The organism is Bowmanella denitrificans (assembly GCF_002887595.1).
Classification (GTDB): Bacteria; Pseudomonadota; Gammaproteobacteria; order Enterobacterales; family Alteromonadaceae; genus Bowmanella; species Bowmanella denitrificans.
On the sequence record NZ_PEBU01000005.1, the window covers coordinates 120,102 to 144,208 of the forward strand.

Genomic DNA, 24,107 nt, shown 5'->3' on the forward strand with positions numbered 1-24,107 from the left:
GGATACAACTACTTAGCCGGCCCACAGCGGGCCGTCATCTCTGCCACCCTGGCCTGACTGACCCTGCCTTCTTCCAGCAGGGCCGAATAGCTATGCACCGACCAGCACTGGCCTAATGGCGCCAGGTGTTCGCATACCTGTGCAAGGTTATGTTGGTGAATGCCGCCACCGGCCACCACTTCAATACGGTCTTTGGCCTGGGCAATGTAATCGCCCAATCTTTGCAGTCCTGCCGTCACTCCCTGCCCGCTATCCCAGGGCGTTCCTGCACTCAGAATGCGCCTGACCCCAAGGTCAATCAGCTGTTCCAACGCAACCTCAGGACGGCGCAGGGCATCAAAGGCGCGATGAAAGGTGACTGGCAGGGAAAGTTGATGGGCCAGGTCCACCAGGCGTTTAAGGGGACCCAGATCCAACTCAGCCTCTGCGTTGAGCAGGCCAAACACCACACCGTCGGCACCACATTCAGCAGCCTGGTACAGGCTTTCCTGCATCTGCAGTAGATCTTGCATGGCGTAGCAAAAGTCACCACCACGGGGGCGGATCATCACTAACATGCCAGGCACATCAGCAAAGGCGTCGCGGGCAATGTGCATCGCTTCAACACTGGGGGTCAGGCCGTCTTGCTGCATCTGCCCACACAGTTCGATACGCACAGCGCCGCCTTGTCGGGCAGCCTGAACGTCCCGTCCCAGGTTTTGCAGGTCATCGGCGTTTACGCAGACTTCCAGCCCTATCATGGCAATAACTCCAGATGACCAAGATAAGCCTGCAGCTGTTGCCCGCCGTTGGTCTGCAAACCTATGGCGGTCAGCTTTTTACCGGCCAGCTCAGCCAGCTCAAATCGCTGCGTGGCCCAATTAGTGGAGCTTTTAATCGCCAGCGTCATGCTCTGGCCGTCGGCCGTTTGCAGACTCAAGGCAAGTCCCTGCGCATCGCCTTTAGTCACCAGCTTAAGGCGGGTGGAGGCGGTCATCATCAGTTCGGTGGCAAACAACTGCGCCTGCCCTGCCATACCTTTGTCAGCTTGAATAGCAATGCTGCTGCCGCCAGCAAAGACCTGATCGAAATCGAAATGAAGGGACAATGGCCCGCTATGGGCAAACTGCCAGGTAGGCAACAGATCCTGGCGGCTCATATCTGTCCAGGGACCACCGCGCTTGTCGCCATTTTCCATCCAGACCTTGCCTTGCCCGGTATTGAAGCTGGTCACAAAGGGTAAGGCCGTGATCGTCGACTTCACCGGCAAATAAGCGCCAATTCCTTTCCAGCCATCTTTATCGAGGCTGGCCAGATTCAGGTCATCACCGGCAAATAAACGTACTTCGCTGGCATAGAAGGCTGCCTCATCCTGGGCATCATTATCAAACTGACTGAACGCCGGGGTGTGCGCTTCACCATCAAAGTTGTAATTTACATTAGGTGCAAACAGGGCAATGGACGCCAGAGCCTGGCCATCTTCAAACAACCAATCCAGCCATTGATAACGGCTGAACGCGCGCTGGGCATTGCGGCTTGGCCACAGGTCAGCACCGACGTATACATCAAAGGGGCTGCGGCCGATCTCTCTGGCCTTAGCGACCGAGGATTGCACCATCTGCTGATTCCACCAGTAATTCAGAAAGATGGCATCAGAGGAGCGTACCTGATCTTGCAGAAATGCCTGATTGTTATCATTCAACTGGTTTTGCCAACGTACCTCGCCGCTGGCCAGCATTGAGTCGTACCAGTGAATCTCCATGCCCTGCGGGGCATTGGCAGTCAGGTACTGCATAAACGCCAGCATGCGGCTGGCAAGCTCACGGCCGCGCTGAGGGTCTCGCTGGTCTTTCACTAACTGATTATCGGCATCTTTTACCGCAGTCAGGTCTGTTTCCTGGTTAATCAGCCAACCGTCAAAACCATAGAATGAGGCAATTTCAATCAGTTTATCGGCCAGGATAAAACGCCCCTGGCTGTCCTGTTCAAGCAGCGCTGCCACGGTATCCGCGTTACCGCCCCACTGGGCCACGCCAAGAAATACCGAACCTATGACCTTGACACCATTTTTATGCGCGGTATCCACCCAGGGCCGGGCCGGGATCTGCACCGTCAAATCAGCCGTACCGGCAAACCAGTTCAGTACATCTATCTGTGACCAATGGGTAAAGTTATACAAATTAAACTGTGGCTGGGCGCGCAGGTAATTAGCGAAATTATTCATGCCATCGGGGGCATACAAGACTTTTGCAGCGGAACCCTGCTGACCAGGTAGTGGTGCGCTGAAACGCCGTGCCAGAGCCACATTCGAGACATTATCGCGATTGGCGGTGGCCGCTTCGGGTGACCAGTTGCGGGTTTGCTCAATGGTCAGGGCAAAGGGCGGCTGACTGGACTGAATGCTGGCCAGCGGTTCGGCACTCACAGGTAAATAAGCACAGTACATCAGGGCTAACAACCACCCCAACAAAGCCTTTGTCTTCACGCCTTATCTCCCAGCAGGCTCTTACCATCGATGAGTTGTGCGCCGCTTTGCTGCTGTACCGCATAGTTAAAGCCACTCTGAATACAATAGGCGCCATATTCGCCGCGTTTATTCAGAGCCAGAAAACCCACCTGAAACTGGGCATAGTCACCAAGTTTTTTAGCAATGCGCAGTACCGCCTGACGACAGGCTTCTTCCGGGCTGGCGCCCTGACGCATCAGTTCCACCACTAAATGGCAACCCACGGTTTTAATCATCAGTTCGCCCATACCTGTAGCGGTAGCAGCACCGACCTCATTGTCTACATACAAACCGGCGCCGATCAGTGGCGAATCGCCAACCCGGCCGTGCATCTTATACGCCGCACCACTGGTAGTGCAGGCACCGCTTAGGTTGCCGTCACTGTCCAGCGCCAGCATGCCGATGGTGTCGTGGTTTTCAATATTGATCATCTGCACCTGCTGATCCTGCAGCCACTGTTGCCAGTCGGCCCTGGATTCAGCGGTCAGCAGGTCTTCTTCAATAAAGCCCTGCTGCAAGGCAAATTGCTTGGCCCCTTCCCCTACCAGCATCACATGCGGGGTGTTTTCCATGACCTTACGTGCCACCGAAATGGGGTGCTTGATATCCTGCAAAAAGGCCACCGAACCGCAGTTCATATGCTCGTCCATAATGCAGGCATCCAGGGTCACCTTGCCTTCCCGGTCGGGATAACCGCCCAGTCCGACTGTACGCACTTTTGGGTCTGCTTCTGGTATCCGCACTCCGGCTTCTACTGCATCCAATGCACGGCCACCAGTTTTTAACACGTCCCAGGCCGCCTGATTGGCAGGCATACCATGTTCCCAGGTGGAAACTACGATGGGCTTGTTGATCTTAGCTGCGGCCCTGGCCGCCTTGGGCAGCAAAAAACTCAAGGCACCAGTGAGGGCCGATAGCTTCAGAAAATCCCGTCTTGAGCTCATGACTTATCCTTTGTGACCAATGCATGTTGTTGTCTGGCATATAACAAAGCACCCTGCTGAGGACTGGCCAGGGCCGTGTTAATGGTGGCAAGTAACTGCGGATCCAGCCAGGGCTTAATACGTTCGGTAATACCGCCAATCATGGCCAGGCGGGTGACACCGGTGGCCAGCAAACGTCGAATCACCTGATTAATAAAAGCCGCTCCTTGCTGGATTAAGCCAAGACTGACTTTGTCGCCGATATCAGCCTGCTCGAATACCAGCGGCGCCAGTTTGGCGTAGTCTGTGGCAGTGGCATGCATAAAGTCTTCCGCCAGCTCAGTAGCACTGCGCCCCATTAGCAGCGCCTGGGTCAAACTGGTAGATAAGCCCACACCGTCCACATCCAGCAGCACGGCTTTAACGGCTTCAAGACCAAACCATGAGCCGCTGCAGGTGGCATTAATAGGAAAGCCATAGCCTCCAACCTGAGTGAGCTTACCCTTGCATGAGGCTAGCGAGCTGAACCCCGTACCCAGAATAATCACGCCACCATCCATACCCTGATGTGCCCCCAGTGCGGCGGCGTGCAAATCCGTGGTCAGATACAAAGCTGCAAAGGGGTGTTGCCATTTCTGCATAGCATCCTGCATACGGGGCAAATGCAAGCCGGCCAGTCCCCCACCCACGACAATGTTGCTCACATCACTGCTTGCCAATCCGGCTTCATGCAATGCCTGGTGGGTCGCGGTCAGAATGGAATCGATACTTTGTTGTAATCCATACACCGGGTTGGCAGGTCCACCCTGGCCTTGTCCAAGCAGGTTGCCACGGGCATCCTGGAGCATCGCCCGGCAATGGCTGCCACCACCGTCAATGCCCATATAAAGGGCGCTTTGATGCTGTTGTTTTGGGTCTTTCACACTTACCTCGTTCATGTTTGGTGGCCCCTTTTGTAACAACAAAGTCCGGGCCGTATTTCTACCCTACCAAACATTTTGCCGCAGCGGGTTGTCGGCCCGTGCGGCAATCATGCAAGGCTGGCCGATACCTATCGGCCGCCATCGGCTTTTACAGATCGGGACCGATAAGTTCGATCTCTGCTATCTGCATCAGGGTGTCATCACCTTTGTTTTTGGTGATATTGATACGATAGGTGTTGAAAGCAAAACCATTGCCCATTTCAAACAGCTTACGCTCATAACGATTGTCCCAGGATTCACCAATCCAGCTACCCAGACGGGTCCAGGTCACACCGCCGTCGTTTGAGCCTTCAATATTGAAGTTCTCAGGGTCGCGGGCGTCGGCGTCATTGGCACTGGTAATGGCGATACTGCTGACGATTTTGGCCTGTGGCAGGTCCACCTGCACCCAGGATGGGTCCTCTTCGGAAGGTGCGCCTTTCCATTCATTGTGATCCAGCCATTTGGTGTTGATATCGTCGTCAAAGGCCATGCTTTCCGCTTCAGCATCACCGATACGATTTCTGGCACTGAATACCGCACCATCTGCTGCGGAGTGATCAACAGACTGATATTGCGGACCAATCAACTCAATCTCAGCCACTTGCATCAGCGTATCATCACCCTTGTTCTTAGTGATGTTCAGACGGTAATGGCTAAAGCCCAGGTCGTTACTGAAGGGGAACAGACGACGTTCAAAACGCTCGTCGAAACCTTCACCAATCCAACTACCCAGAGTCACCCAGTTTTCACCATCGTTAGAAGCTTGCAGGTTAAAGTTCTCCGGGTCACGGGCATCGGCATCATTGGCACTGACCAGTGCCAGCTTGTTAACCGCCACCGGCGTTGGGAACTGTACGGCTATCCAGGAAGGAGCTTCCTCACTGGGCGCACCCTTCCATTCATTGTGGTCCAGCCATTTAGTTTCGACATCACCGTCCATCGCCATTTGACCGGCTTCGGTATCACTAATGGCATTACGGAAGGTCACCACTTTGCCGTCCATCAGGGCATGGTTCAGATCAGGCAGTTTAGGCCCAACCAGACCAATTTCGGCAATCTGCATCAGGGTGTCGTCACCTTTGTTTTTGGTGATATTCAGCTTATAGGAGCTGAATGCCAGGCTGTTGGCCACACTGAACTGACGACGCTGGTAACGCTCATCAAAGCTTTCACCGATCCATTCAGACAGGGTGATCCAGTTTTCACCGTCATTAGAGCCTTGCAGGTTAAAGTTTTCCGGGTCACGAGCGTCCGCGTCATTGGCGCTGGTGATAACCAGGGTATCTACCGCCTTTGGCTCAGGCAGATCAACCTGCACCCAGGAAGGATCTTCCACCGAAGGCGCACCTTTCCAGTCATTGTGATCCAGCCACTTGGTTTCGATATTGTTATCAAACGCCATGGTTTCGGCTTCTGCATCACCAATGCGGTTGCGGGCCGTGATGGTGGTACTGCCCACCGGATCGGTATGGTCGGCGCTGGTATAGATAGGCCCGACAAACTCCACCTCGGCAATTTGCATCAGGGTGTCATCACCTTTGTTTTTGGTGATATTCAGGCGGTAATGGGTAAATTCCAGACCGTTTACAAAACGGAATTCCTTACGCTCATAGCGCTCGTCAAAGGTTTCGCCAATAAACTCAGCCAGCGTTATCCAGCTTGTGCCATCGTTGGAGGCCAGCACCTGGAAATTTTCCGGGTCACGAGCCGGGGCATCATTGGCACTGGTAATAAACAAACTACTTACCGCTTGTGGCTGGGCAAATTGCACCTGTAACCAGGACGGGTCTTCAACGCTTGGCGCGCCTTTCCACTCATTATGATCCAGCCACTTGGTTTCAACATTGCCGTCAAACACCATGGCTTCGGCTTCGGCATCGCTGATACGATTGCGGCCAGTAATTACAGCTGAGGCCAGATTGGCGTCCGTGGTCACTTCCCGCACTGGGCCTGAACTGGTGTCGCTGTCTAAAAATGCCAGTGACAGATCAATCACGCTATCAACGGTAAGTGATAACTTGTCTAAATAAGGCACCGCGCTGATAGACGCCAGCATGCGCTCGCGCAGCGGCGTCAGTACAGTAACGTCTCCAGTCTGAGCAATGGCTATAGTGCTAGCCACATCACTCATCAAACCACTGAAACTCTCACCTTCTGAGATATTAGCGAAGGCTGCGTTAGCCAGTGACAGCTTGATAACATCGCCACTGACCAGCTTATCTACGCAGATTTCCTCGGTAACAGGATTACCTTCAGCATCGGTTATCGGGTTACCCTCGGCGTCGGTTTTTGGCACATCCTCACAGCTTTCCCCGGTAACGAAGTTGTCATACGACTCAGCACTCACCAGCTCGGTACTGAAAACATTGGCTTTGGCACTAACACCCAACGCTTTAAGCAAAGTTTGAGAGTTGTCAGACAATGCCAGCTCGTATAACGGACGTACCGACACGTTGCGACCACCCGCAACCTGCTCGGCTACCAAAGCCGAAGCTATGGTGGTCAGAGCGTTGGCCTGGAAGCTAGCATCAGAAACACCGTCAGAACTGCTGGCATAAGGTACCTGCACGTAAGCCAGCGTGGTAAAGGTTGTGCCAGCTAAAGGTGCGCCAGAAAGCAGTTCGCCCATGGCTACACCGGCACAGCTGACAGCATCACAGACCATGCTGGAGCTAGCATCAGCGGTAACGTCCACTTTGAACATACCATTGATACCAAAACCTTGTTTGGCTTCCACACTAAAACTGACCTTACCATCGGCATCAGTTTTACTTTCAGAACCCATAGTAATTTCGGTACCGTTCATTTGAGATACGGTAACCAGAGCATTACTAAGCGTACCTTTCACCGCTGAACCGCTGATATCTGCTGAGGTATAGTCAAGTACGACCGGAATATCGGCCGGGTCGGCATCACCTGCGCCGCCACAGCCATACAATCCGCTCATGGCCAGTGCTACCACTGCATATAACTTATTGTTGTTAAACTTTTTCATTGTTATTCCTCTGAATCTTTTACCGGTTGCCCGCCAGTGCGGGCAATCCCTTAAAACCTGTAAGTGGCACCCATATAGAAACGACGGCCGCTGTAAGCATTCTGAATAAAACGGTTATCCGTATCGTTGCCTAAATATCGATAGGTGTCCGATTTGGTCAGGTTGATCACTGAGGCAGACAGCACCAGGTTGTCAGTCAGGTTATAGCTGGCATTGATATCCACCTGGTCATATTTAGCCGTGTAGTAGTTGGTATCCCAAGAACTGTTGTAACCACCAACGGTAGGGCCTCGTTTGTTGTAAGAGGCCCGCACACTGAACAAGTCATCTTCATAAAATACAGAGAAGTTCATTTGGTATTTGGAACTACCAATTAACGGCGAAGTACCAACCTTCTCACCATTTTCGGAAAGGTCAGCCTCGTTGGTTTTATTGCTGGTGTAGTTGGCGTAAAGACCAAAACCATTGTCGAAGAAATGCTGCCAGAACACTTCTGTCCCGGTCGATGTTGAATCACTACCATTGGCTGTAGTGCTGAAGTCGCGAATAGTTAGATCATCTCCGCCGGCTCTAACCACTTCACCGCCAGCATGTTCCAACACAAATTCCATTTCTGGCGCGCTACGCTTCACATCGATTCTCAGCGGCACAATGAAATTATCAATCTCCTTGCGGAAGAAAGCGATCCCAAAACCAGAACCTTCGCCGTAGTAATATTCCAAAGAAGTGTCAAACTGGGTGGACTCCATCGGCGCCAGGTTGGTATTACCGCCGCCGCCAACCCAACCTTCGGTGTCTTTAATCAAGTCAAAGTTAGGTTCTCCGGCCCGGTCACTGGAGTATTCGTTCGAGGTATAAATCAATTCCTGATATCTACCTAGATCATCATATCCAGGTCTGGACATGACTTTGGCTGCTGCAACCCGCCACACCCAGTTTTCATCGATGTCCCAAACCAGGTTAAAACTGGGGAGCAACTTGTTTTCGGTGTTTTCTTTTTCGATATAAACAAAGTTCTCTACCCGCTGCTCATTGATAGGCAAATCATTTCCGTCATCATCTTGCCAGTCAAGACGATAAACTATTTTGTCAGATGAGCCGGAGATAGTTGTAGTGCGTACAAAGCGAAAGCCCAGGTTACCGCGCAAGCTCTTATATCGGTAGTCAGCCTGCATGTAAGCAGCAGCGATTTCCTCTTCTACCCCATAAACATAGTTTGGCTCGATACGAGTGTACTTAACGAAGTTATCCACCAGATGCTGCTGGTACTTGTGCCAGTCAACGGCTGGGAACAGGTTGGTATTGATAACATCAGATAAATTACCCAACGACTCAGGTTTAATCACTGTGGTGATATCAGGGATACCATCATGGCGAGAGTAATCATCATCCAGACTCACGCCGCCATTGGCCTCAGCCGCCGCAATATCAAAATCTGGAGCCAGATAGAAGGTATTACGGGTATCACGGTGAATTTTGCCATTGCGGTATTTACCGCCAAAACGCAAGGTATCGACTATGCCCCAATCAACGTAGTAATCCACATCCAGGCTGGCGTATTTTTCTTCCTGCGTACCGGTCACAAAGCTCGAGTCGGTTGCCCCTACGTCTGCATCACCACCGATACCTGCCACCAGATTATTGATCATATTAGGATCCATATAGGTAGTCATACGATGGCCTGACAGGTCATAGCCGTAGAATAGAGAAGCTTCTTTGGCGTAGTAGGCCGCGCGGTATTTTTCAGATGGCCCGCCTTCAGCCTTGGTTTTACCAAAGGTCAGCTTGGCCTTATAGTTATCGCCCTCGTAGGTAGCATAAAAATCGAACGTATCAGAGGTTGCCTCTTCAACAATATACTCGCCGTTGATACGCGGAATATCTGCTACCTCCTGCGCACCACTGACCCCTACAGAGTAATCAATCCCGGTAACATACTGGGCATCAGCATCAACCCGAACATCTGTCCAGTACTTATCGCCGTTGTGCCATTCAGGATATTCAAGTTGATTTAAAATGGCATCCTGGCCGAGGGTAAAACGGAAGTAGTTCATACCGAATTCAAGGCTGTCGGACACGCGCCACTGGGCAGTAAACTGATAGCCTTCACGCTCTCGATTCTCGTCCCAGATTTCCTGCACCATACTTTGTGGCGCATAGCCTATGGCTCCCCCCTCAACCACTTGGTTGTCTTTACGCTCTTGGTATTGGAGGTTTGTATTGATGATATTTACCCTGGAACTTTGTGAACCGTTAGTGCGGTCCTGGCGGGTATAACCAAACAACATACCGAAGTCTTCGTCGTCGTTTTTCCAGGAATAAATACCACTAAACTGCGGTTCATATTTGTCGGTAATATCGGAGTTGGTGTATTCGATATTCAGAACACCGGAATTCTTGTCCATATTCAGCGGCTTGCGACTGTGCATCAGCACAGTACCACCAATACCGCCTTCATCCAGACGGGCTTCAGAGGATTTATATACTTCCACCCGTTCAATCATAGTGGAAGGTAGCAGCGCGTAGGAGAATGAGCGGGAAGGCTCGCCAGGAGAAGAGGCGATAAAGTTGCCGTTAAGCTGGGTAAAGGTCAAATCCGATGATAAACCGCGAATACTAACGGTTGCACCCTCACCACCACTGCGCTGAATCACTACGCCAGGTACGCGTTGCAGCGAGTCGGCTACGTTTTTATCCGGAAACTTACCGATGTCTTCGGCGGTAATGGCATCTACCACCGAATTAGATAAACGTTTTACCGCCAGGTTTTCAGACGCAGAAGCGCGGATACCGCGTATTTCAATAACTTCGGTTTCCTCGGCCTGTTGCTGATTGTTATTTTCCTGTGCCTGGGCCGAGGCTCCCATAGCACTCATTACCGAAAGACATAGCAGGGACTTGGCGAACCCTCTTGATACTGAGGATTTTTTTGTTGTGTTCCAGGTAGCCATTGGCTTCTCCACTTGCGTTAATGTAATCGTAAACACAAAATCAACAACAAGACTTAATAAGTCTTTAATTTCAGTGCTTTACACTTTTACTTCTGGTGATTCGATTGCAAATGGTCACAAAACCAAAATGTAATCGATTACAAATTGGTTTAAATACTAGACTTCTGACAACAAACTGTCAACGTTCCAAATTGTTGGGAATAACATTTATTTAACCAAAGCAACGGGGGCGGAGACCAGACTTTAGGATAACCTATTGTTTAATAGGAAGTTTAATTTTAAACAAATTTAAAAACAGGCAGGTAAATGATGTTTATAAATGTTACAAGCGCCAGCATGGCTCAGCTTTTCACTGGCCCGGTGCTGCCACGCTCCAGCAATTGGAAAGGCAAAATTTCGCGGGTGCGTTGCAATGGCTGGCGGTTAATTTGCTGGATCAACACCTCTACCGCTCTGCGCCCCATTTCATAAGCGGGTTGATCAACGGTAGTCAGTGGCGGGTCCATATAAGCAGAGACTTTTACATTATCGAAACCTGTGACAGAAATATCATCAGGGATGCGCAAGCCATGGCGCTTCAGTTCATACAGGGCACCAATAGCAATATCATCGTTAAAACAAAAGATCGCGGTAGGCCGTTGCTCGCGGCGCAGCAGTTCCTGTACACCTTCAATCCCCGTCTCGATACGGTAACTGCCGCCCACCAGCATGCTTTGATCAAATTCAATGCCTTCTTCTTTAAACACGCTTTGAATGCCAGCCAGCCTGTCGTGGTGAATCTGACTGGTCAGCTGGCCGGCAATAATACCGAAGCTGCGATGCCCATAACTGATAAGATGGTGAGTCAACGCCCTGCCGGCCGCATAGTTATCTAACTCAATAAAAGGATAGCGCTTCTCACCTTCAATGCGTTCACAGACACTGACCATAGGCACAGTCTCCGCCAGTTCGGCGTCATTCTGTGAAAACGGAAAAGAGTGGTCCAGTTGTATCAAACCATCGGCCCTGTTAGTCAGAACCATACTGGCATATTCGTTTTCGCGGCTGGCCTTACCCTGGGTATCCCCCAACAACACTGAATAGCCCTTTTCCTGGGCGGCCTGCTCAATACCTTCAATAATTCGCATAAAGAACGGGTTAACCAGGTTAGGAACCAGCACCACAATAGAATTAGACTTGCCGGTTTTGACACTGGTTGCCAGCCAGTTCGGCCGGTATCCGGCTTTCTGCACCGCCTTCATGACCTTTTCTCTGGTCTGTTCGGTAACCAGTTCTGGATTTTTTAACGCCCGCGAGACAGTGGCTGTGGAAACCCCAGCCAGCTCACTTACCTTCTTAATATTGGTCATAACGGTATGACAGTTCCTATTTTCTGATTCAGCCCCTTCCGTTGGGCGAGGCAAAGTCACAACTTCCCTACTCTTTATATGATTTCACCACCTCAGAGCAATAGCAAGTAAAGATGTAATCGATATCATAGATTTTCGAAATTGCCATACATGCCGGTTTTCTTTGCTTCCTACACTACCGGATAAGGTGAAAATCCGGCATTTCAACCAAGAAGAGGATTTTACTCTGGACGCCACAAATGTAATCGATTACAGTTTTACGAATTATTAACCTGGCCCGGATTCAGTTTTACTAACGGGCCCAGCAGAAAAATGGAATGCATCATGACCCGTACTGCCTGCCTTGCCGCCGTTGCCAGTCTGTCACTACTGGCCTGCGCCAACCAGACTCAATCACCGCCCAAACAACAACAGGTTAACCTGGTAGAAACCGATTTGGTGCAATATGTTAACCCCTTGATGGGCACCGACTCCAAGTTCAGTCTGTCCAATGGCAATACTTATCCGGCTATCGCCACGCCCTGGGCCATGCATTTCTGGACCCCAATGACAGCGCCAATGGGCGACGGCTGGACCTACAAATATGATGACGACACCCTGCGCGGTATTAAGCAGACCCATCAACCCAGCCCCTGGTTAAATGACTACGGTGCCTTTTCATTAATGGCGGTGACCGGCGAGCTGAAATTTAAGGAAGATGAGCGCGCCTCCTGGTTTTCCCATAAGGCCGAGCAAGCCGGGCCTGACCATTACTCGGTATACCTGGCCGACTATGATACGGTGATGGAAGTGACTCCCACTGAGCGGGCCGCACAGTTTCGTTTCACCTTCCCGCAAACCGACAGTGCCTATATTTTGCTGGATGCCTTTAACAAAGGCTCCATGGTTAAAATTCTGCCCAAACAGCGCAAAATTGTCGGCTATGCACGCAACAACCATGGCGGTGTGCCGGACAACTTCCATAACTACTTTGTGATCGAGTTCGACAAGGACTTTGAACTAACCCACACCTGGCACGACGAATGGTCGCTGCAAAAAAACAGTCAGCAAAGCGAAGGTGAGCATGTGGGCGCCATTATTGGCTTTAAAACCCAACGTGGCGAACAGGTGCATGCCAAAGTGGCCTCTTCGTTTATCAGCCTTGAACAGGCTGAGCTGAACCTGCGTCGTGAAGTAGGCAAGGATAGTTTTGCCCAGACCCGAGCCAAGGCCAGACAAACCTGGCAGCAAGAGTTGTCGCGTATCCGGGTGGAAGACCAGGACCTGGATCAGGTACGTACCTTTTACTCTGCCCTGTACCGGGTCCTGCTGTTCCCGCGTAAGTTCTATGAATACGACGCCGACAACCAGTTGGTCCATTACAGCCCTTACAACGGCGATGTGCTGCCCGGCTATATGTTTACCGATAACGGCTTCTGGGACACCTTCCGTGCGGTTTTCCCCTTCTTTACCCTGATGTATCCCGAGATGGACGCGCAAATCATGCAAGGGCTGGCCAACACCTATAAGGAATCAGGCTGGCTGCCAGAATGGGCCAGCCCCGGTCACCGCAATGTGATGGTAGGCTCGAATTCCGCCATCAATATTGCTGACGCTTACTTAAAAGGTATTCGTGGCTTCGATATGGACACTCTGTACCAAGCGGTTAAGAAAAACGCCGAAGTGAACGAGGGCCGTCCGATGACGTCGGTAGGTCGTGAAGGGGTGGATTATTACAACAAACTCGGCTACGTACCCTACGATGTGGGCATTCATGAAAATGCTGCGCGTACCCTGGAATATGCCTTTGCCGATTTTAATCTGTACAAACTGGCCAAAGCGCTGGGTAAAGAACAGGATGCAGCAGTGTTTAAGCAGCGCGCCCTGAACTATCGTAACCTGTTTGACCCACAAAGCGGCTGGATGCGTGGTAAAAACCAGGATGGCAGCTTCCAGACGCCGTTTAATCCGCTCAAATGGGGTGATGCCTTTACCGAAGGTAATGCTCTGCACTACACCTGGTCGGTATTCCACGATATCGAAGGCCTGAAACAACTGATGGGCGGCCAGCAGGCCTTTATCAGCAAGCTGGATCAGGTATTTGATATGCCGCCGCTGTTTGATGATTCTTACTATGGTTTCACTATTCACGAAATCCGCGAGATGCAGATCGTCAACATGGGTAACTACGCCCATGGTAACCAGCCAATTCAGCATATGATTTATCTGTACAACCACGCCGGCCAGCCCTGGAAAGCCCAGTACAAAGTGCGTGACGTGATGAACAAGCTGTATTCCGCCACCCCGGACGGCTATTGCGGTGACGAAGACAACGGTCAGACCTCGGCCTGGTACGTATTCAGCGCCTTGGGCTTTTATCCTGTTACGCCGGGTACCACGGAATATGTGATAGGCAGCCCATTGTTTGACAAGGTCACTCTGACCCTGGAAGACGGCAAGGAGTTTGTGATTGAGTCCAGCAACAACCTGGACCAGCACCCCTACATTCAGGCCGCCAGCTTAAACGGCCAGGCCCTGCAAAAAAGCTGGCTTGACCATCATGTTATTCAGGCCGGTGGCAAGTTGCAGTTTGATATGGGTGGTCAGCCGAACAAAGCCTGGGCCAATAGCAAAGAGGCTCAGCCTTATTCCATGTCGCTGGAAACCCAACCCCATTAACCACAGGGCGCGCAGCGCCCTCTTCAACGAGAATTGAATATGGCTGTTATCCAATCAGGTCAGAAGGCAACAGGGCAAGGGCAAAGCAGCCACTTCGCCTTTGCCGCCATGACCACCCTGTTTTTTATCTGGGGCTTTATCACTGCCCTCAACGATATTTTGATCCCGCACCTCAAGGAAGTGTTTTCCCTTAACTACACTCAGGCCATGCTGGTGCAGTTTTGCTTCTTTGGCGCGTACTTCATTGTTTCGCCCTTTGCCGGCATGTTGATCGAAAAAATCGGTTATCGCCGCGGTATTATCAGCGGTCTTTGCACTATTGCGGCGGGCTGTGCGTTATTTTATCCGGCTGCTGAAGTCAAAGTGTACGGCGTCTTCCTGCTGGCGCTGTTTGTGCTGGCCGCAGGTATTACGGTTTTGCAGGTCTCGGCTAACCCGTATGTGGCCATTCTGGGGCCGGAAAAAACCAGTGCCAGCCGCCTCAATCTGGCGCAGGCGGTGAATTCCCTTGGTCACACCCTGGGGCCACTGTTCGGCACAGTTTTGATTTTCGGTGCTGCTGCCGAGGCCATCAGTGCCGATGCGGTTAAGCTGCCTTATCTGATTCTAGCCGGGGCCACTGTGTTGGTGGCGTTATTATTCAAAGCCATCAAATTACCGGAAATCCACACGGATTTGCACGAACAGGCCAAACCAAGCTGGTCTGAAGTATTGGGCCATCGCCAGTTGATGTTCGGCGTCTTAGCAATCTTCTTATATGTGGGCGCCGAAGTGGCGATAGGCAGCTTCCTGGTGAATTATTTTGCCGAAGCCCATATTGGCAACCTCAGTGCCAAACAAGCCGGTGCCATGGTCTCCTATTATTGGGGCGCGGCCATGATTGGCCGTTTTATCGGCGCTATCTTAACCCGCATTATCGCCCCGGTTTATGTATTAGCCGGTAACGCCATGCTGGCCATTGGCCTGATTGTTCTGTCCATCAATAGTGCCGGGGAACTGGCCATGTGGTCGATTCTGGCGGTTGGCTTCTTTAATTCCATTATGTTCCCCACCATCTTCTCGCTGGCCATAGGTGGCCTGGGCCGCCTGACATCCCGTGGTTCAGGCTTGCTGTGCATGGCCATCGTCGGCGGCGCTATTCTGCCCTTGCTGCAAGGCATTGTGGCGGACCAAAGCTCGGTACAGCTCAGCTTTATCGTACCTATGTGTGCTTATCTGTATATCGGCTGGTACGCCATTAGCGGCTCTAAACAGAACCAGCAACTGCAAGTGGCAAAGGCGTAATCATGAAGAAGATTCTTTGTTTTGGTGAGGCCCTGATTGATTTTCTGCATATTGGCGCAACGCGTCAGGGGCCGCTTACCCTGCCGGAATTCCGCCAGTATCCGGGCGGCGCACCAGCCAATGCCGCCGTGGCGGTGGCTCGCCTTGGTGGGCAGGCTTTCTTTGCTGGCCAGGTGGGTCAGGACCCCTTTGGCGAGTTTCTGGCCGATGCACTGATACAGTACGGTGTCGACACCAGATTTTTGCTCAAGCACCCCCAGGCTAAAACCGCGCTGGCCTTTGTGATGCTGGATGAAAGTGGCGACCGCAGCTTTTCCTTTCATCGCCATGACACAGCAGATGTGATTCTGGAGAAACACCAGGTGCACAGCGACTGGTTTAGTGGTGACAGCATTTTGCATTTTTGCAGCAACACCCTGACCACCCGGCATATTGCCGAATGCACCAGCCACATTGTGGACAGCGCCCGTCGTGCCGGTAATCTGGTGAGTTTTGATGTCAACCTGCGCCATAACTTGTGGGCAAGTGGCGAAGCGGACCGCGTGCTGGTCAACAACCTGGTAACTAAGTCTGATCTGGTCAAGTTTTCCCGTGATGAACTGGAATATCTTGCAAACGGCAACTGTCAGGACTACATCGCCCACTGCCTGACCGAACAGTGCCAATTGCTGCTGGTAACAGATGGCGCCAACCGCATTGATTATTTCACGGCAAACCAGCAGGGCAGTATTCAACCGCCTAAAGTCAAAGCGGTGGATACCACCGCCGGTGGCGATGCGTTTATCGGTGGTTTTTTATATGCACTGGGGTGTTTTGACCAGGTCACCGATGTATTCGCCAATGCCTCAGAACTTGAATCCTTATTGCTGTTTGCCACGCACTGCGGCGCCTATGCCGTAACACAGCCCGGCGCCTTTCCGGCCTTGCCGGATCTGGCTTGTATACAAGCCCGGCTCGCCGAACATGGTCATCCTGCCAGTGCCTTTAATCCTCTGTTATTCCGGAGTCCGGTATGAATTTCTACTCGCAAGATTTTTTGCTTTCCCATTGCCAGAGCATTCTGGATTTTTACACCGACAAAGTGGTGGATAGCACCGGTGGCTATCACCAGAACTTTCTCGATAATGGTGAGTTGTTTGACACTCACTTCAAACAGTTAGTCAGCAGCACCCGTATTATTGTTAACTACGCAACGGCCGGACTGGTGTTTGACCGCCAGGACTATCTGGATATTGCCAAACACGGTCTGGATTACCTGCAAAATGTGCACTGGCAGGCCGACAGCCAGACCTGGGCCTGGACCCTCAACAACCACCAGCCACTGGATATGACCCAGCAGGCCTATGGCTATGCTTTTGTGCTGCTGGCCTATGCGGCAGCGCGCAAAGCCAGGTTGATCACCGACGATGCGCCGCTGCTAAAAGTGTATACCTTGCTTGAACAACGTTTCTGGCAGGAAGAATACGGTTTATACGCGGATGAGATCAGCCCGGCGGGGGTATTAAGTGCCTATCGCGGCCAGAACGCCAATATGCATATGTGTGAAGCCATGCTGGCGGCTTTTGAAGCCACAGGTCTAAATCAGTTTCTGCAGCGGGCTAAGTTGCTGGCTCAGAACATTGCCGTACGTCAGGCAGATTTAACGGATGGGCTGGTATGGGAACATTACACCCCTAGTTTTCACCCCGATTGGGAATACAACAAAGACGATCCGAAGAACCTGTATCGTCCCTGGGGCTTCCAGCCTGGCCATCAGACCGAATGGACCAAGTTACTTCTGATTCTGCATCGCCATGCGCCGCAGCAATGGCAACTTGAACGCGCCAAATCCCTGTTTGATCGCGCCTATCAGCAGGCCTGGGATGCACAGGACGGCGGCCTGGTGTATGGTTTCGACCCGCAGGGTAACTGGTGTGACGACGACAAATACTTCTGGGTGCAGGCCGAGAGCTTTGCCGCAGCCGCGATGCTGCACAAAGCCACTGGGCAGCAAGCATACCTTGAGCAGTATGCGGCGCTGTGGCAATACAGCTGGCAGCATATGGTGGATCACCAATACGGTGCCTGGTTCAGAGTACTGAAAAAAGACAATACCAAGTATTCCAATCAGAAAAGTGCGGCGGGCGCCAAGTGCGATTATCACACTCTGGGCGCCTGTTTTGAGGTGCTGCGTGATATGGGCCACCCGGCACTTAACTAATCCCGTTCGTTCTGACCATCAGAACAAATTCAGGCCCGCTAAGACGGGCCTTTGCCTGTCATATAGTATGAGGATGTGATGAAGAAGTTCTTTGCGCTAATGCTGACCACATTGCTGTCAGCCTGCAACCAACAATCCAGTCCACCCGAAAGTCCGGTTGCCAATCAGTTTGATCCGCTGCCCTATGTGGATCCGTTTATCGGTACCGACGGTAAAGGCAAAACCTTCCCTGGCGCTACCGTCCCGCATGGTATGGTGCAGCTTAGCCCGGACAATGGCCGTACCGGCTGGGACTGGATAGCCGGCTATTTTTACCCGGACAATATCATCGCTGGCTTTAGCCATACGCATCTGTCCGGCACCGGCGCCGGCGACTTGTATGATATCTCTTTTATGCCCCTGACCCGGCCCTTCAACCTGCTGCCGACCGAAGGTGGACCTAAGCAGGGCACCATAGTCTCGCACTTCAGTCATGACCAGGAACAGGCCAGCCCTGGCTATTATCAGGTCAGACTCACAGACTATGATATCAATGTAGAATTGACGGCTGGCGCACGCAGCGGTTTGCAAAGATACACCTTCCCAGCCAATGCACAACAAGGTGTGGTGCGTCTGGATTTAGGTTACAGCCGCAACTGGGACAAAACCCTGGCCACCCATGTGCAAATACTGGATGCCTACAGCATTGGCGGCTACCGCAAATCCACCGGCTGGGCCAAAGACCAGCGGGTATATTTCTATACTCGCTTTTCGCAGCCTATTGCCAAACATGTGATTGAGGCCGATGCCCGCATCCTGACGCAAGCCGAGGCCTTTGCTGAAAACCTGGCACTGGAGCTGGATTTTGACCTTGCTGACGGTAAGGAACTGTTGGTGCACACCGCCATCAGTTCAGTCAGCATCGACAATGCCAAAGCCAATCTGCAGGCAGAGAAGCATGTGCTGGATTTTGCGCAAACACTGGCGGTGGCTCAGCAGGCTTGGCGCAAGGAACTGAGTAAAGTCAGAATCAAGGCGTCGGAGGATAATCTGACACAGTTTTATACCGCCATGTATCATGCCTCTTTGGCACCGCGGTTATTTTCCGACGTGGATGGCCGCTACAAAGGGCCGGATGGCAATATTCATCAGGCAAAAGGCCACCCACGTTATGAGTTTTTCTCCTTATGGGACACCTTCCGTGCCCTGCACCCCTGGAAAACCCTGATTGACCAAAGCCGCACCCGGGAAATGATGGACAGCATGATGGACCACTACCAGGTGGCCGGACGCTTACCGGTATGGATTTTCCAGGGCAATGAAACCGATATGATGATGGGCTACCACTCGGTACCGGTGTTGGTGGATGCCTACTTAAAGGGCCTGACCGATATCGACGGCGAACTGCTGCTTAAGGCTGCCCTGCAAAGCGCCGAACAACAGGCGTTTGGCCTGGCCAGTTATCAGAAACTCGGCTTTGTGCCCTACCCAGAGCGTAAATGGAATGTAGCCCTGACCCTGGAATATGCCTATGACGATTGGGCCATTGCCCGTCTGGCCAAAGCCCTTGGCAAGCAGGATATTTATCAGCGTTTTGCCAGGCGGGCACAGAACTACCGCCATCATTTTGATGCGCAAAGCGGCTTTATGCGCGCCCTGGACGAGCAGGGACAGTTCCGCGAACCTTTTGATCCCAACGCCTATCACCCCGAGGATTATTGCGAGGCCAACGCCTGGCAATATAGCTTCTTTGTGCCCCATGATGTGGCCGGTATGGTGGAGATGATGGGCGGCAAGGCGCAGGTCAGCGCCAAACTGGATGCCATGTTCAATACAGTGCAAAACCTGGAAGAGTTCCCGGAGTGGATCTCCGGCTACATCGGCCAGTATGTGCACGGCAATGAGCCCAGTCATCATGTGCCTTACCTCTATCAGTATCTGGGCGAGGCGCATAAAACCCAGAAGCTGGTCAGACAAATTATGCACACGCTGTACACCACCCAGCCAGACGGCCTGGCCGGTAATGAAGATGCCGGGCAAATGTCAGCCTGGTATCTGTTCAGCGCATTGGGTTTCTACCCGGTTGACCCGGTATCCGGCCAATATGTGCTGGGCAGCCCCGAGGTGGACAGCGCTGAAATCTATCTGGAAAACGGTAACAGCTTTAAGATTCGCACCCTGAATCAGGGGCCGGAGCAGGTGTATGTTAAACAGGTCACCCTCAACGGTCAGCCCCTTGAAGGTTATCTGCTGAGTCATCAAGATATTCTGGCTGGCGGTGAGCTGGTCTTTACCCTGAGTGCCACACCATGAAAAAACTGATCCTGAGCCTGCTGCTGGTTAGCACAGGCCTCCTGGCCGGCAACAGCCAATATGTAAATCCCTTTATCGGCACGTCCAATTTTGGCGCCACCCACCCGGGCGCGCAGTATCCCAATGCGCTGGCCTCGGTGTCGCCCTTCAATGTGGCCTATGGTGGCGACTTAAATAAGTTTGAAAAGGACGACGCCTGGAATTCCCGGGTGTATATCCATGAAAACCGCTTTCTAACCGGCTTCAGTCATCTGAACTTAAGCGGTGTCGGCTGCCCGGAAGCCGGGGTAATGCTGCTGATGCCCACCACCGGCAAGCTGAATCTGGACGCGCGCGAATACGGCAGTACCTATTCCAGGGAGCAGGCCAGCCCTGGCTACTACAGTACATTGCTGGACAAATATCAGGTTAAGGCCGAACTGACCAGCACCTTACGTACCGGTCTGAGCCGTTTTACCTTCCCCAAAGGAAAGTCGCATGTACTGTTGAATCTGGGTCTGGGCCTGACCAATGAAACCGGCGCCAGCCTCAAGATAGTGTCTGACCAGGAAATACAGGGCAGCCGCATGCTTGGCACCTTTTGCTACAACGCCGAAGATGTACGGCCGGTTTACTTTGTGGCCCGCTTCAGCAAACCCGCCATTGAGCTGGGCGCCTGGAAGAAAATGCCTGCCTACAAGAATGTCGAAGCAGACTGGATAAGCTACAACGACAGCATTAAGCCCTATGCCAACTATCGCCAGCAACTAAGCGGCGATGACATTGGTGCCTGGTTCAGCTTTGACACTCAGGATAACGAAGCGGTGGAAGTGCAGCTGGGGATTTCCTTTGTCAGCATCGAAAATGCCCGTGCCAATCTGCAGGCAGAACAACCCGGCTTTGACTTTGCCAAGGTTCGCCGTCAGGCCGTCGCCGCCTGGGACAAGTTGCTGGACCGGGTGGAAGTACAAGGTGAGCAGGAACAGAAAACCCTGTTTTATACCGCCTTGTACCACAGCCTGATTCACCCCAATATCCTGCAGGATGTTAACGGCGATTACCCGTTGATGGGCCAGCAAGGCACCGGCAACAGCAAGCACAACCGCTATACGGTGTATTCCCTGTGGGATACCAACCGCAATTTGCACCCCCTGCTGAGCCTGCTTTATCCAGAATTACAAAGCGATATGCTACGCTCTGCTGTGGCCATGGCCGGTGAGAGCGGCTGGCTACCCAAATGGGAGCTCTACGGTATGGAAACTCAGGTGATGGTGGGTGACCCGGCCACGCCGATGATTGCCGACAGCTACCTGCGCGGCATTCAGGATTTTGATGTTGCCGCAGCCTACCAGGCCATGGTGCGCGCCGCCGAGCAGCGAGACAACAATCTGCTGCGCCCGGAAAATGCCGATTATCTGGATTTGGGATATGTGCCGGTGGATGATGAAGGGCCGTATGACGGCAGTGTTTCCACCAGCTTAGAATATTACCTGGCCGACTTTACCCTGGCACAACTGGCCGGCGCTTTGGGTAAAACCGCTGACCAGCAAAAGTATCAACGCCGCGCACAACATTACCGCAAGTTGTTTGACCCCAGCACCGGTATGCTGCGGCCTAAAAATCGTCAGGACCAGTGGCTGACCCCTTATGATCCAGAACTGGGCCGCAATTTTGAACCGGCTCCGGGGTATATTGAAGGCAATGCCTGGAATTACCGCTTCTACGTACCCCATGACACACCCGGGCTAATCGAGTTGCTGGGTGGCCAGCACAACTTTTTGCAGGCCCTGGACGCCACCTTCGATACCGGCAATTTTGATATGGCCAACGAGCCGGATATCACCTACCCGTTTTTGTATAACTACCTGGACGGGCAAAACTGGCGCACCTCGGCGCGGGTACAACAGTTAATCGCTGAGCATTATGGCAATCATCCAGCCGGTCTGCCCGGCAACGATGACACCGGCACTATGTCGGCCTGGCTGGCTTTTGCGATGCTGGGTATTTACCCGGTCAGTCCTGGTCTGATGGACTATGCCTTGTTTACGCCCAGTTTCGATAAAGTCACCTTGCACCTGAACCCAGACTACTATTCTGGCAAAACCCTGGTAATAGAAAACCAGCAAAAGAATAGTAATTCTAATAAAGATGTCAGGATTAAATTCCAGCAGCAAGATATAGAACAACCATTCTTAACCCATCAGACGCTGGTCAGTGGCGGCCGCTTGGTATTCTATTAACGCCTGAGCAGGCTAAGATGGCAGGTCGGGCCAACGCCCGACTGCCGCTTGGATAATTATAGCGTCGCACTAAAGTGCGACCCACAGGGAGTCTGGACATGTTTAAACGCATCAGTATTCTGATATTGGTATTGGGTACGGCTTATTGCAGCCTGGCTCAGGCCAAGCCGTTATTAGTAGAAAGCTTTAACCTGCGTTATGACAATCCCGCCGACGGCATTCATGCCTGGTCCCATCGCCAGGCACTGGTGATTGAACATATCCGGAATTTAAGCGCTGATGTAATAGGTATGCAGGAGGTATTGGCCCATCAGTGGCAATGGCTGGGGGCGCAACTGCCGGAATACGGCCAACTGGGCGCCGGTCGTGACGATGGCAAGCAAGCCGGTGAGTTTGTCCCCATCTTGTATCGCAAAAGTCGCCTGCAACTAATAAAGAATGGATATTTCTGGTTATCAGAAACCCCTAATCAACCTGGTTCCATCGGCTGGGGCGCGCATTTACCCAGAATCACCAGTTGGGCCATTTTTACCGATAAACATAGCCAACGGGATTTTTGCTTTTTCAATACTCACTTCAGTCATGTCAGTGATGAGGCCCGCCAGCAGGCAGCCAAACTGTTATTGGCACAAATCCCGCTGCGCTGTGATGATCTACCTGTTATCGTCACCGGTGATTTTAACGCCCAGCCAGGTGATGCGGCTTATCAGCAGCTAAGTAACAGTAAGCCGCTTTTTGATACTGCCTCAGGCCAGACAGCAGAGCCGACCTACAATGGCTTTGGCAAAACGGAAAAAGCCGCGCGTATTGATTATATGTTTGCTGATAAGCGCATCACTGCCGCAAAATATCAGACGCACCTTATAGTCAAAGACGGGGTGTATATATCAGACCATTTCCCCATCTCGGTATCGCTAGATATAAAATAGAGACTAACCCCCAACATCCTGCAACTCAGACACAAACACGTATTTATCCCCCCGATAAACGGAACGGGTATATTCCACCACGGAGCCGTCGTTCAGATAAGTCTGGCGCTCAATACGCAACACCTCGCTACCGTCTTTGATAGTAAGCAGGCCGGCTTCGATGGGTGATGCCAGGGAGGCGCGCAGTTTCTGTGTGCCCTTACTGGGGTGTTTGCCATATTCGCGCAGCGCCTGATACAAAGAATCCAACACCACATCTGGCGATGGCAGGGTATTGCCGGGAATAACCGCGTGCTCTATGGCCAGAGGTTCGCCGTCAGACAAACGCAAACGGCTGAAGCGCATCACGGGTTCGCCCTCGTTTAAACCTAAATGCTTGGCTTCGTCTTCGGTAGCATTGGCCAGGCTTTTTACCAGCCATACTGAACTTGGCGATTCGCCCCGGCTTTTCGCATCGGCACTAAAACCGGTTAATCGCTGACCGGACTGCTCACGACTTGGCGCAATAAAAGTACCAGCGCCCTGGCGGCGCACCAGCAAGCCTTCGTCAATCAACTGCTCAAGAGCTTTACGCACCGTGACACGGGACGTACCGGAAATTTCCATCAACTCACGCTCGGCAGGCAGGGCTTGACCGGATTTCACCACGCCGTCGGCAATCAACTGGCGGATATGTGCGGCCAACTGGCGATACAGCGGTGTGGCATCGTCCAGATTAGGCGGCAGTTGTTTAGGAAAAGTATGCATCACTGCGGACCTTGTCAGGATAATTGAGCATTAGGACGGGCCCGAAGCTATTGATATTTCAGGCATGAGTTTATAACAGAATATCGGATTTCCCTTATCAGTCTACCGTA

At 52.2% G+C, this 24,107-nt stretch carries 15 protein-coding genes; 7 read left to right on the forward strand and 8 right to left on the reverse strand.

Going from position 1 to position 24,107, the window contains the following annotated elements; genetic code table 11:
* Positions 1–8 precede the first annotated feature (8 nt).
* The 7 genes from CSR04_RS11165 to CSR04_RS11195 form a co-directional block, all read right to left on the reverse strand.
* A complete protein-coding gene (locus CSR04_RS11165; protein ID WP_102796381.1) occupies positions 9–740 on the reverse strand; it encodes a copper homeostasis protein CutC in 732 nt (243 codons plus the stop codon).
* Positions 737–2,464, reverse strand: a complete 1,728-nt coding sequence (locus CSR04_RS11170; RefSeq protein WP_245921553.1) for an endo-beta-N-acetylglucosaminidase — start codon at positions 2,462–2,464, stop codon at positions 737–739. The genes CSR04_RS11165 and CSR04_RS11170 overlap by 4 nt, the downstream gene beginning before the upstream one ends.
* Entirely contained in the window at positions 2,461–3,429 is a 969-nt protein-coding gene (locus CSR04_RS11175; protein ID WP_102796382.1) for a glycosylasparaginase, read from the reverse strand. Before CSR04_RS11175 ends, CSR04_RS11170 begins: the two co-directional genes overlap by 4 nt.
* Positions 3,426–4,346: a glucosamine kinase nucleotide-binding domain-containing protein gene (locus CSR04_RS11180; protein WP_102796383.1), complete on the reverse strand. Its 921-nt coding sequence runs from the start codon at positions 4,344–4,346 to the stop codon at positions 3,426–3,428. Before CSR04_RS11180 ends, CSR04_RS11175 begins: the two co-directional genes overlap by 4 nt.
* A gap of 133 nt (positions 4,347–4,479) precedes the next feature.
* Entirely contained in the window at positions 4,480–7,368 is a 2,889-nt protein-coding gene (locus CSR04_RS11185) for a discoidin domain-containing protein (protein WP_102796384.1), read from the reverse strand.
* Between the two features lie 50 nt (positions 7,369–7,418).
* Positions 7,419–10,319, reverse strand: coding sequence for a TonB-dependent receptor (locus tag CSR04_RS11190; protein ID WP_102796385.1), 2,901 nt, complete (start codon positions 10,317–10,319; stop codon positions 7,419–7,421).
* 341 nt (positions 10,320–10,660) lie between these two features.
* Positions 10,661–11,668 (reverse strand): LacI family DNA-binding transcriptional regulator, encoded by a 1,008-nt coding sequence (locus CSR04_RS11195; protein ID WP_102796386.1) that lies wholly within the window; start codon positions 11,666–11,668, stop codon positions 10,661–10,663.
* A 324-nt stretch (positions 11,669–11,992) separates the two neighbouring features.
* Between CSR04_RS11195 and CSR04_RS11200 the strand changes: the two genes are divergently transcribed.
* From CSR04_RS11200 to CSR04_RS11230, 7 genes are all read left to right on the forward strand, one after another.
* Positions 11,993–14,326 carry a GH92 family glycosyl hydrolase gene (locus CSR04_RS11200; RefSeq protein ID WP_102796387.1) on the forward strand — a complete coding sequence of 778 codons (2,334 nt, stop codon included), beginning with the start codon at positions 11,993–11,995 and terminating at the stop codon, positions 14,324–14,326.
* A gap of 39 nt (positions 14,327–14,365) precedes the next feature.
* On the forward strand, positions 14,366–15,610 hold the full coding sequence (locus tag CSR04_RS11205) for a sugar MFS transporter (protein WP_172449329.1): 1,245 nt from the start codon (positions 14,366–14,368) through the stop codon (positions 15,608–15,610).
* A 2-nt stretch (positions 15,611–15,612) separates the two neighbouring features.
* Positions 15,613–16,626: a carbohydrate kinase family protein gene (locus CSR04_RS11210; RefSeq protein ID WP_102796388.1), complete on the forward strand. Its 1,014-nt coding sequence runs from the start codon at positions 15,613–15,615 to the stop codon at positions 16,624–16,626.
* Entirely contained in the window at positions 16,623–17,810 is a 1,188-nt protein-coding gene (locus CSR04_RS11215; protein ID WP_102796389.1) for an AGE family epimerase/isomerase, read from the forward strand. The genes CSR04_RS11210 and CSR04_RS11215 overlap by 4 nt, the downstream gene beginning before the upstream one ends.
* A gap of 78 nt (positions 17,811–17,888) precedes the next feature.
* Complete coding sequence (locus CSR04_RS11220; RefSeq protein ID WP_102796390.1) at positions 17,889–20,102, forward strand: GH92 family glycosyl hydrolase; 2,214 nt, start codon at positions 17,889–17,891, stop codon at positions 20,100–20,102.
* Positions 20,099–22,321 (forward strand): GH92 family glycosyl hydrolase, encoded by a 2,223-nt coding sequence (locus CSR04_RS11225; RefSeq protein WP_102796391.1) that lies wholly within the window; start codon positions 20,099–20,101, stop codon positions 22,319–22,321. The genes CSR04_RS11220 and CSR04_RS11225 overlap by 4 nt, the downstream gene beginning before the upstream one ends.
* A 98-nt stretch (positions 22,322–22,419) precedes the next feature.
* Positions 22,420–23,250 carry an endonuclease/exonuclease/phosphatase family protein gene (locus CSR04_RS11230; protein WP_102796392.1) on the forward strand — a complete coding sequence of 277 codons (831 nt, stop codon included), beginning with the start codon at positions 22,420–22,422 and terminating at the stop codon, positions 23,248–23,250.
* A 3-nt stretch (positions 23,251–23,253) separates the two neighbouring features.
* Here CSR04_RS11230 and CSR04_RS11235 read toward each other — a convergent pair whose 3' ends face one another.
* Positions 23,254–23,997, reverse strand: a complete 744-nt coding sequence (locus tag CSR04_RS11235; protein WP_102796393.1) for a GntR family transcriptional regulator — start codon at positions 23,995–23,997, stop codon at positions 23,254–23,256.
* Positions 23,998–24,107 lie beyond the last annotated feature (110 nt).

Coding starts and splice junctions, on each gene's coding strand:
- CSR04_RS11230 (WP_102796392.1), top strand. CDS start 22,420: ATGTTTAAACGCATCAGTATTCTGATATTGGTATTGGGTACGGCTTAT.
- CSR04_RS11165 (WP_102796381.1), bottom strand. CDS start 740: ATGATAGGGCTGGAAGTCTGCGTAAACGCCGATGACCTGCAAAACCTG.
- CSR04_RS11235 (WP_102796393.1), bottom strand. CDS start 23,997: ATGCATACTTTTCCTAAACAACTGCCGCCTAATCTGGACGATGCCACA.
- CSR04_RS11195 (WP_102796386.1), bottom strand. CDS start 11,668: ATGACCAATATTAAGAAGGTAAGTGAGCTGGCTGGGGTTTCCACAGCC.
- CSR04_RS11185 (WP_102796384.1), bottom strand. CDS start 7,368: ATGAAAAAGTTTAACAACAATAAGTTATATGCAGTGGTAGCACTGGCC.
- CSR04_RS11210 (WP_102796388.1), top strand. CDS start 15,613: ATGAAGAAGATTCTTTGTTTTGGTGAGGCCCTGATTGATTTTCTGCAT.
- CSR04_RS11215 (WP_102796389.1), top strand. CDS start 16,623: ATGAATTTCTACTCGCAAGATTTTTTGCTTTCCCATTGCCAGAGCATT.
- CSR04_RS11225 (WP_102796391.1), top strand. CDS start 20,099: ATGAAAAAACTGATCCTGAGCCTGCTGCTGGTTAGCACAGGCCTCCTG.
- CSR04_RS11220 (WP_102796390.1), top strand. CDS start 17,889: ATGAAGAAGTTCTTTGCGCTAATGCTGACCACATTGCTGTCAGCCTGC.
- CSR04_RS11200 (WP_102796387.1), top strand. CDS start 11,993: ATGACCCGTACTGCCTGCCTTGCCGCCGTTGCCAGTCTGTCACTACTG.
- CSR04_RS11190 (WP_102796385.1), bottom strand. CDS start 10,319: ATGGCTACCTGGAACACAACAAAAAAATCCTCAGTATCAAGAGGGTTC.
- CSR04_RS11205 (WP_172449329.1), top strand. CDS start 14,366: ATGGCTGTTATCCAATCAGGTCAGAAGGCAACAGGGCAAGGGCAAAGC.
- CSR04_RS11175 (WP_102796382.1), bottom strand. CDS start 3,429: ATGAGCTCAAGACGGGATTTTCTGAAGCTATCGGCCCTCACTGGTGCC.
- CSR04_RS11180 (WP_102796383.1), bottom strand. CDS start 4,346: ATGAACGAGGTAAGTGTGAAAGACCCAAAACAACAGCATCAAAGCGCC.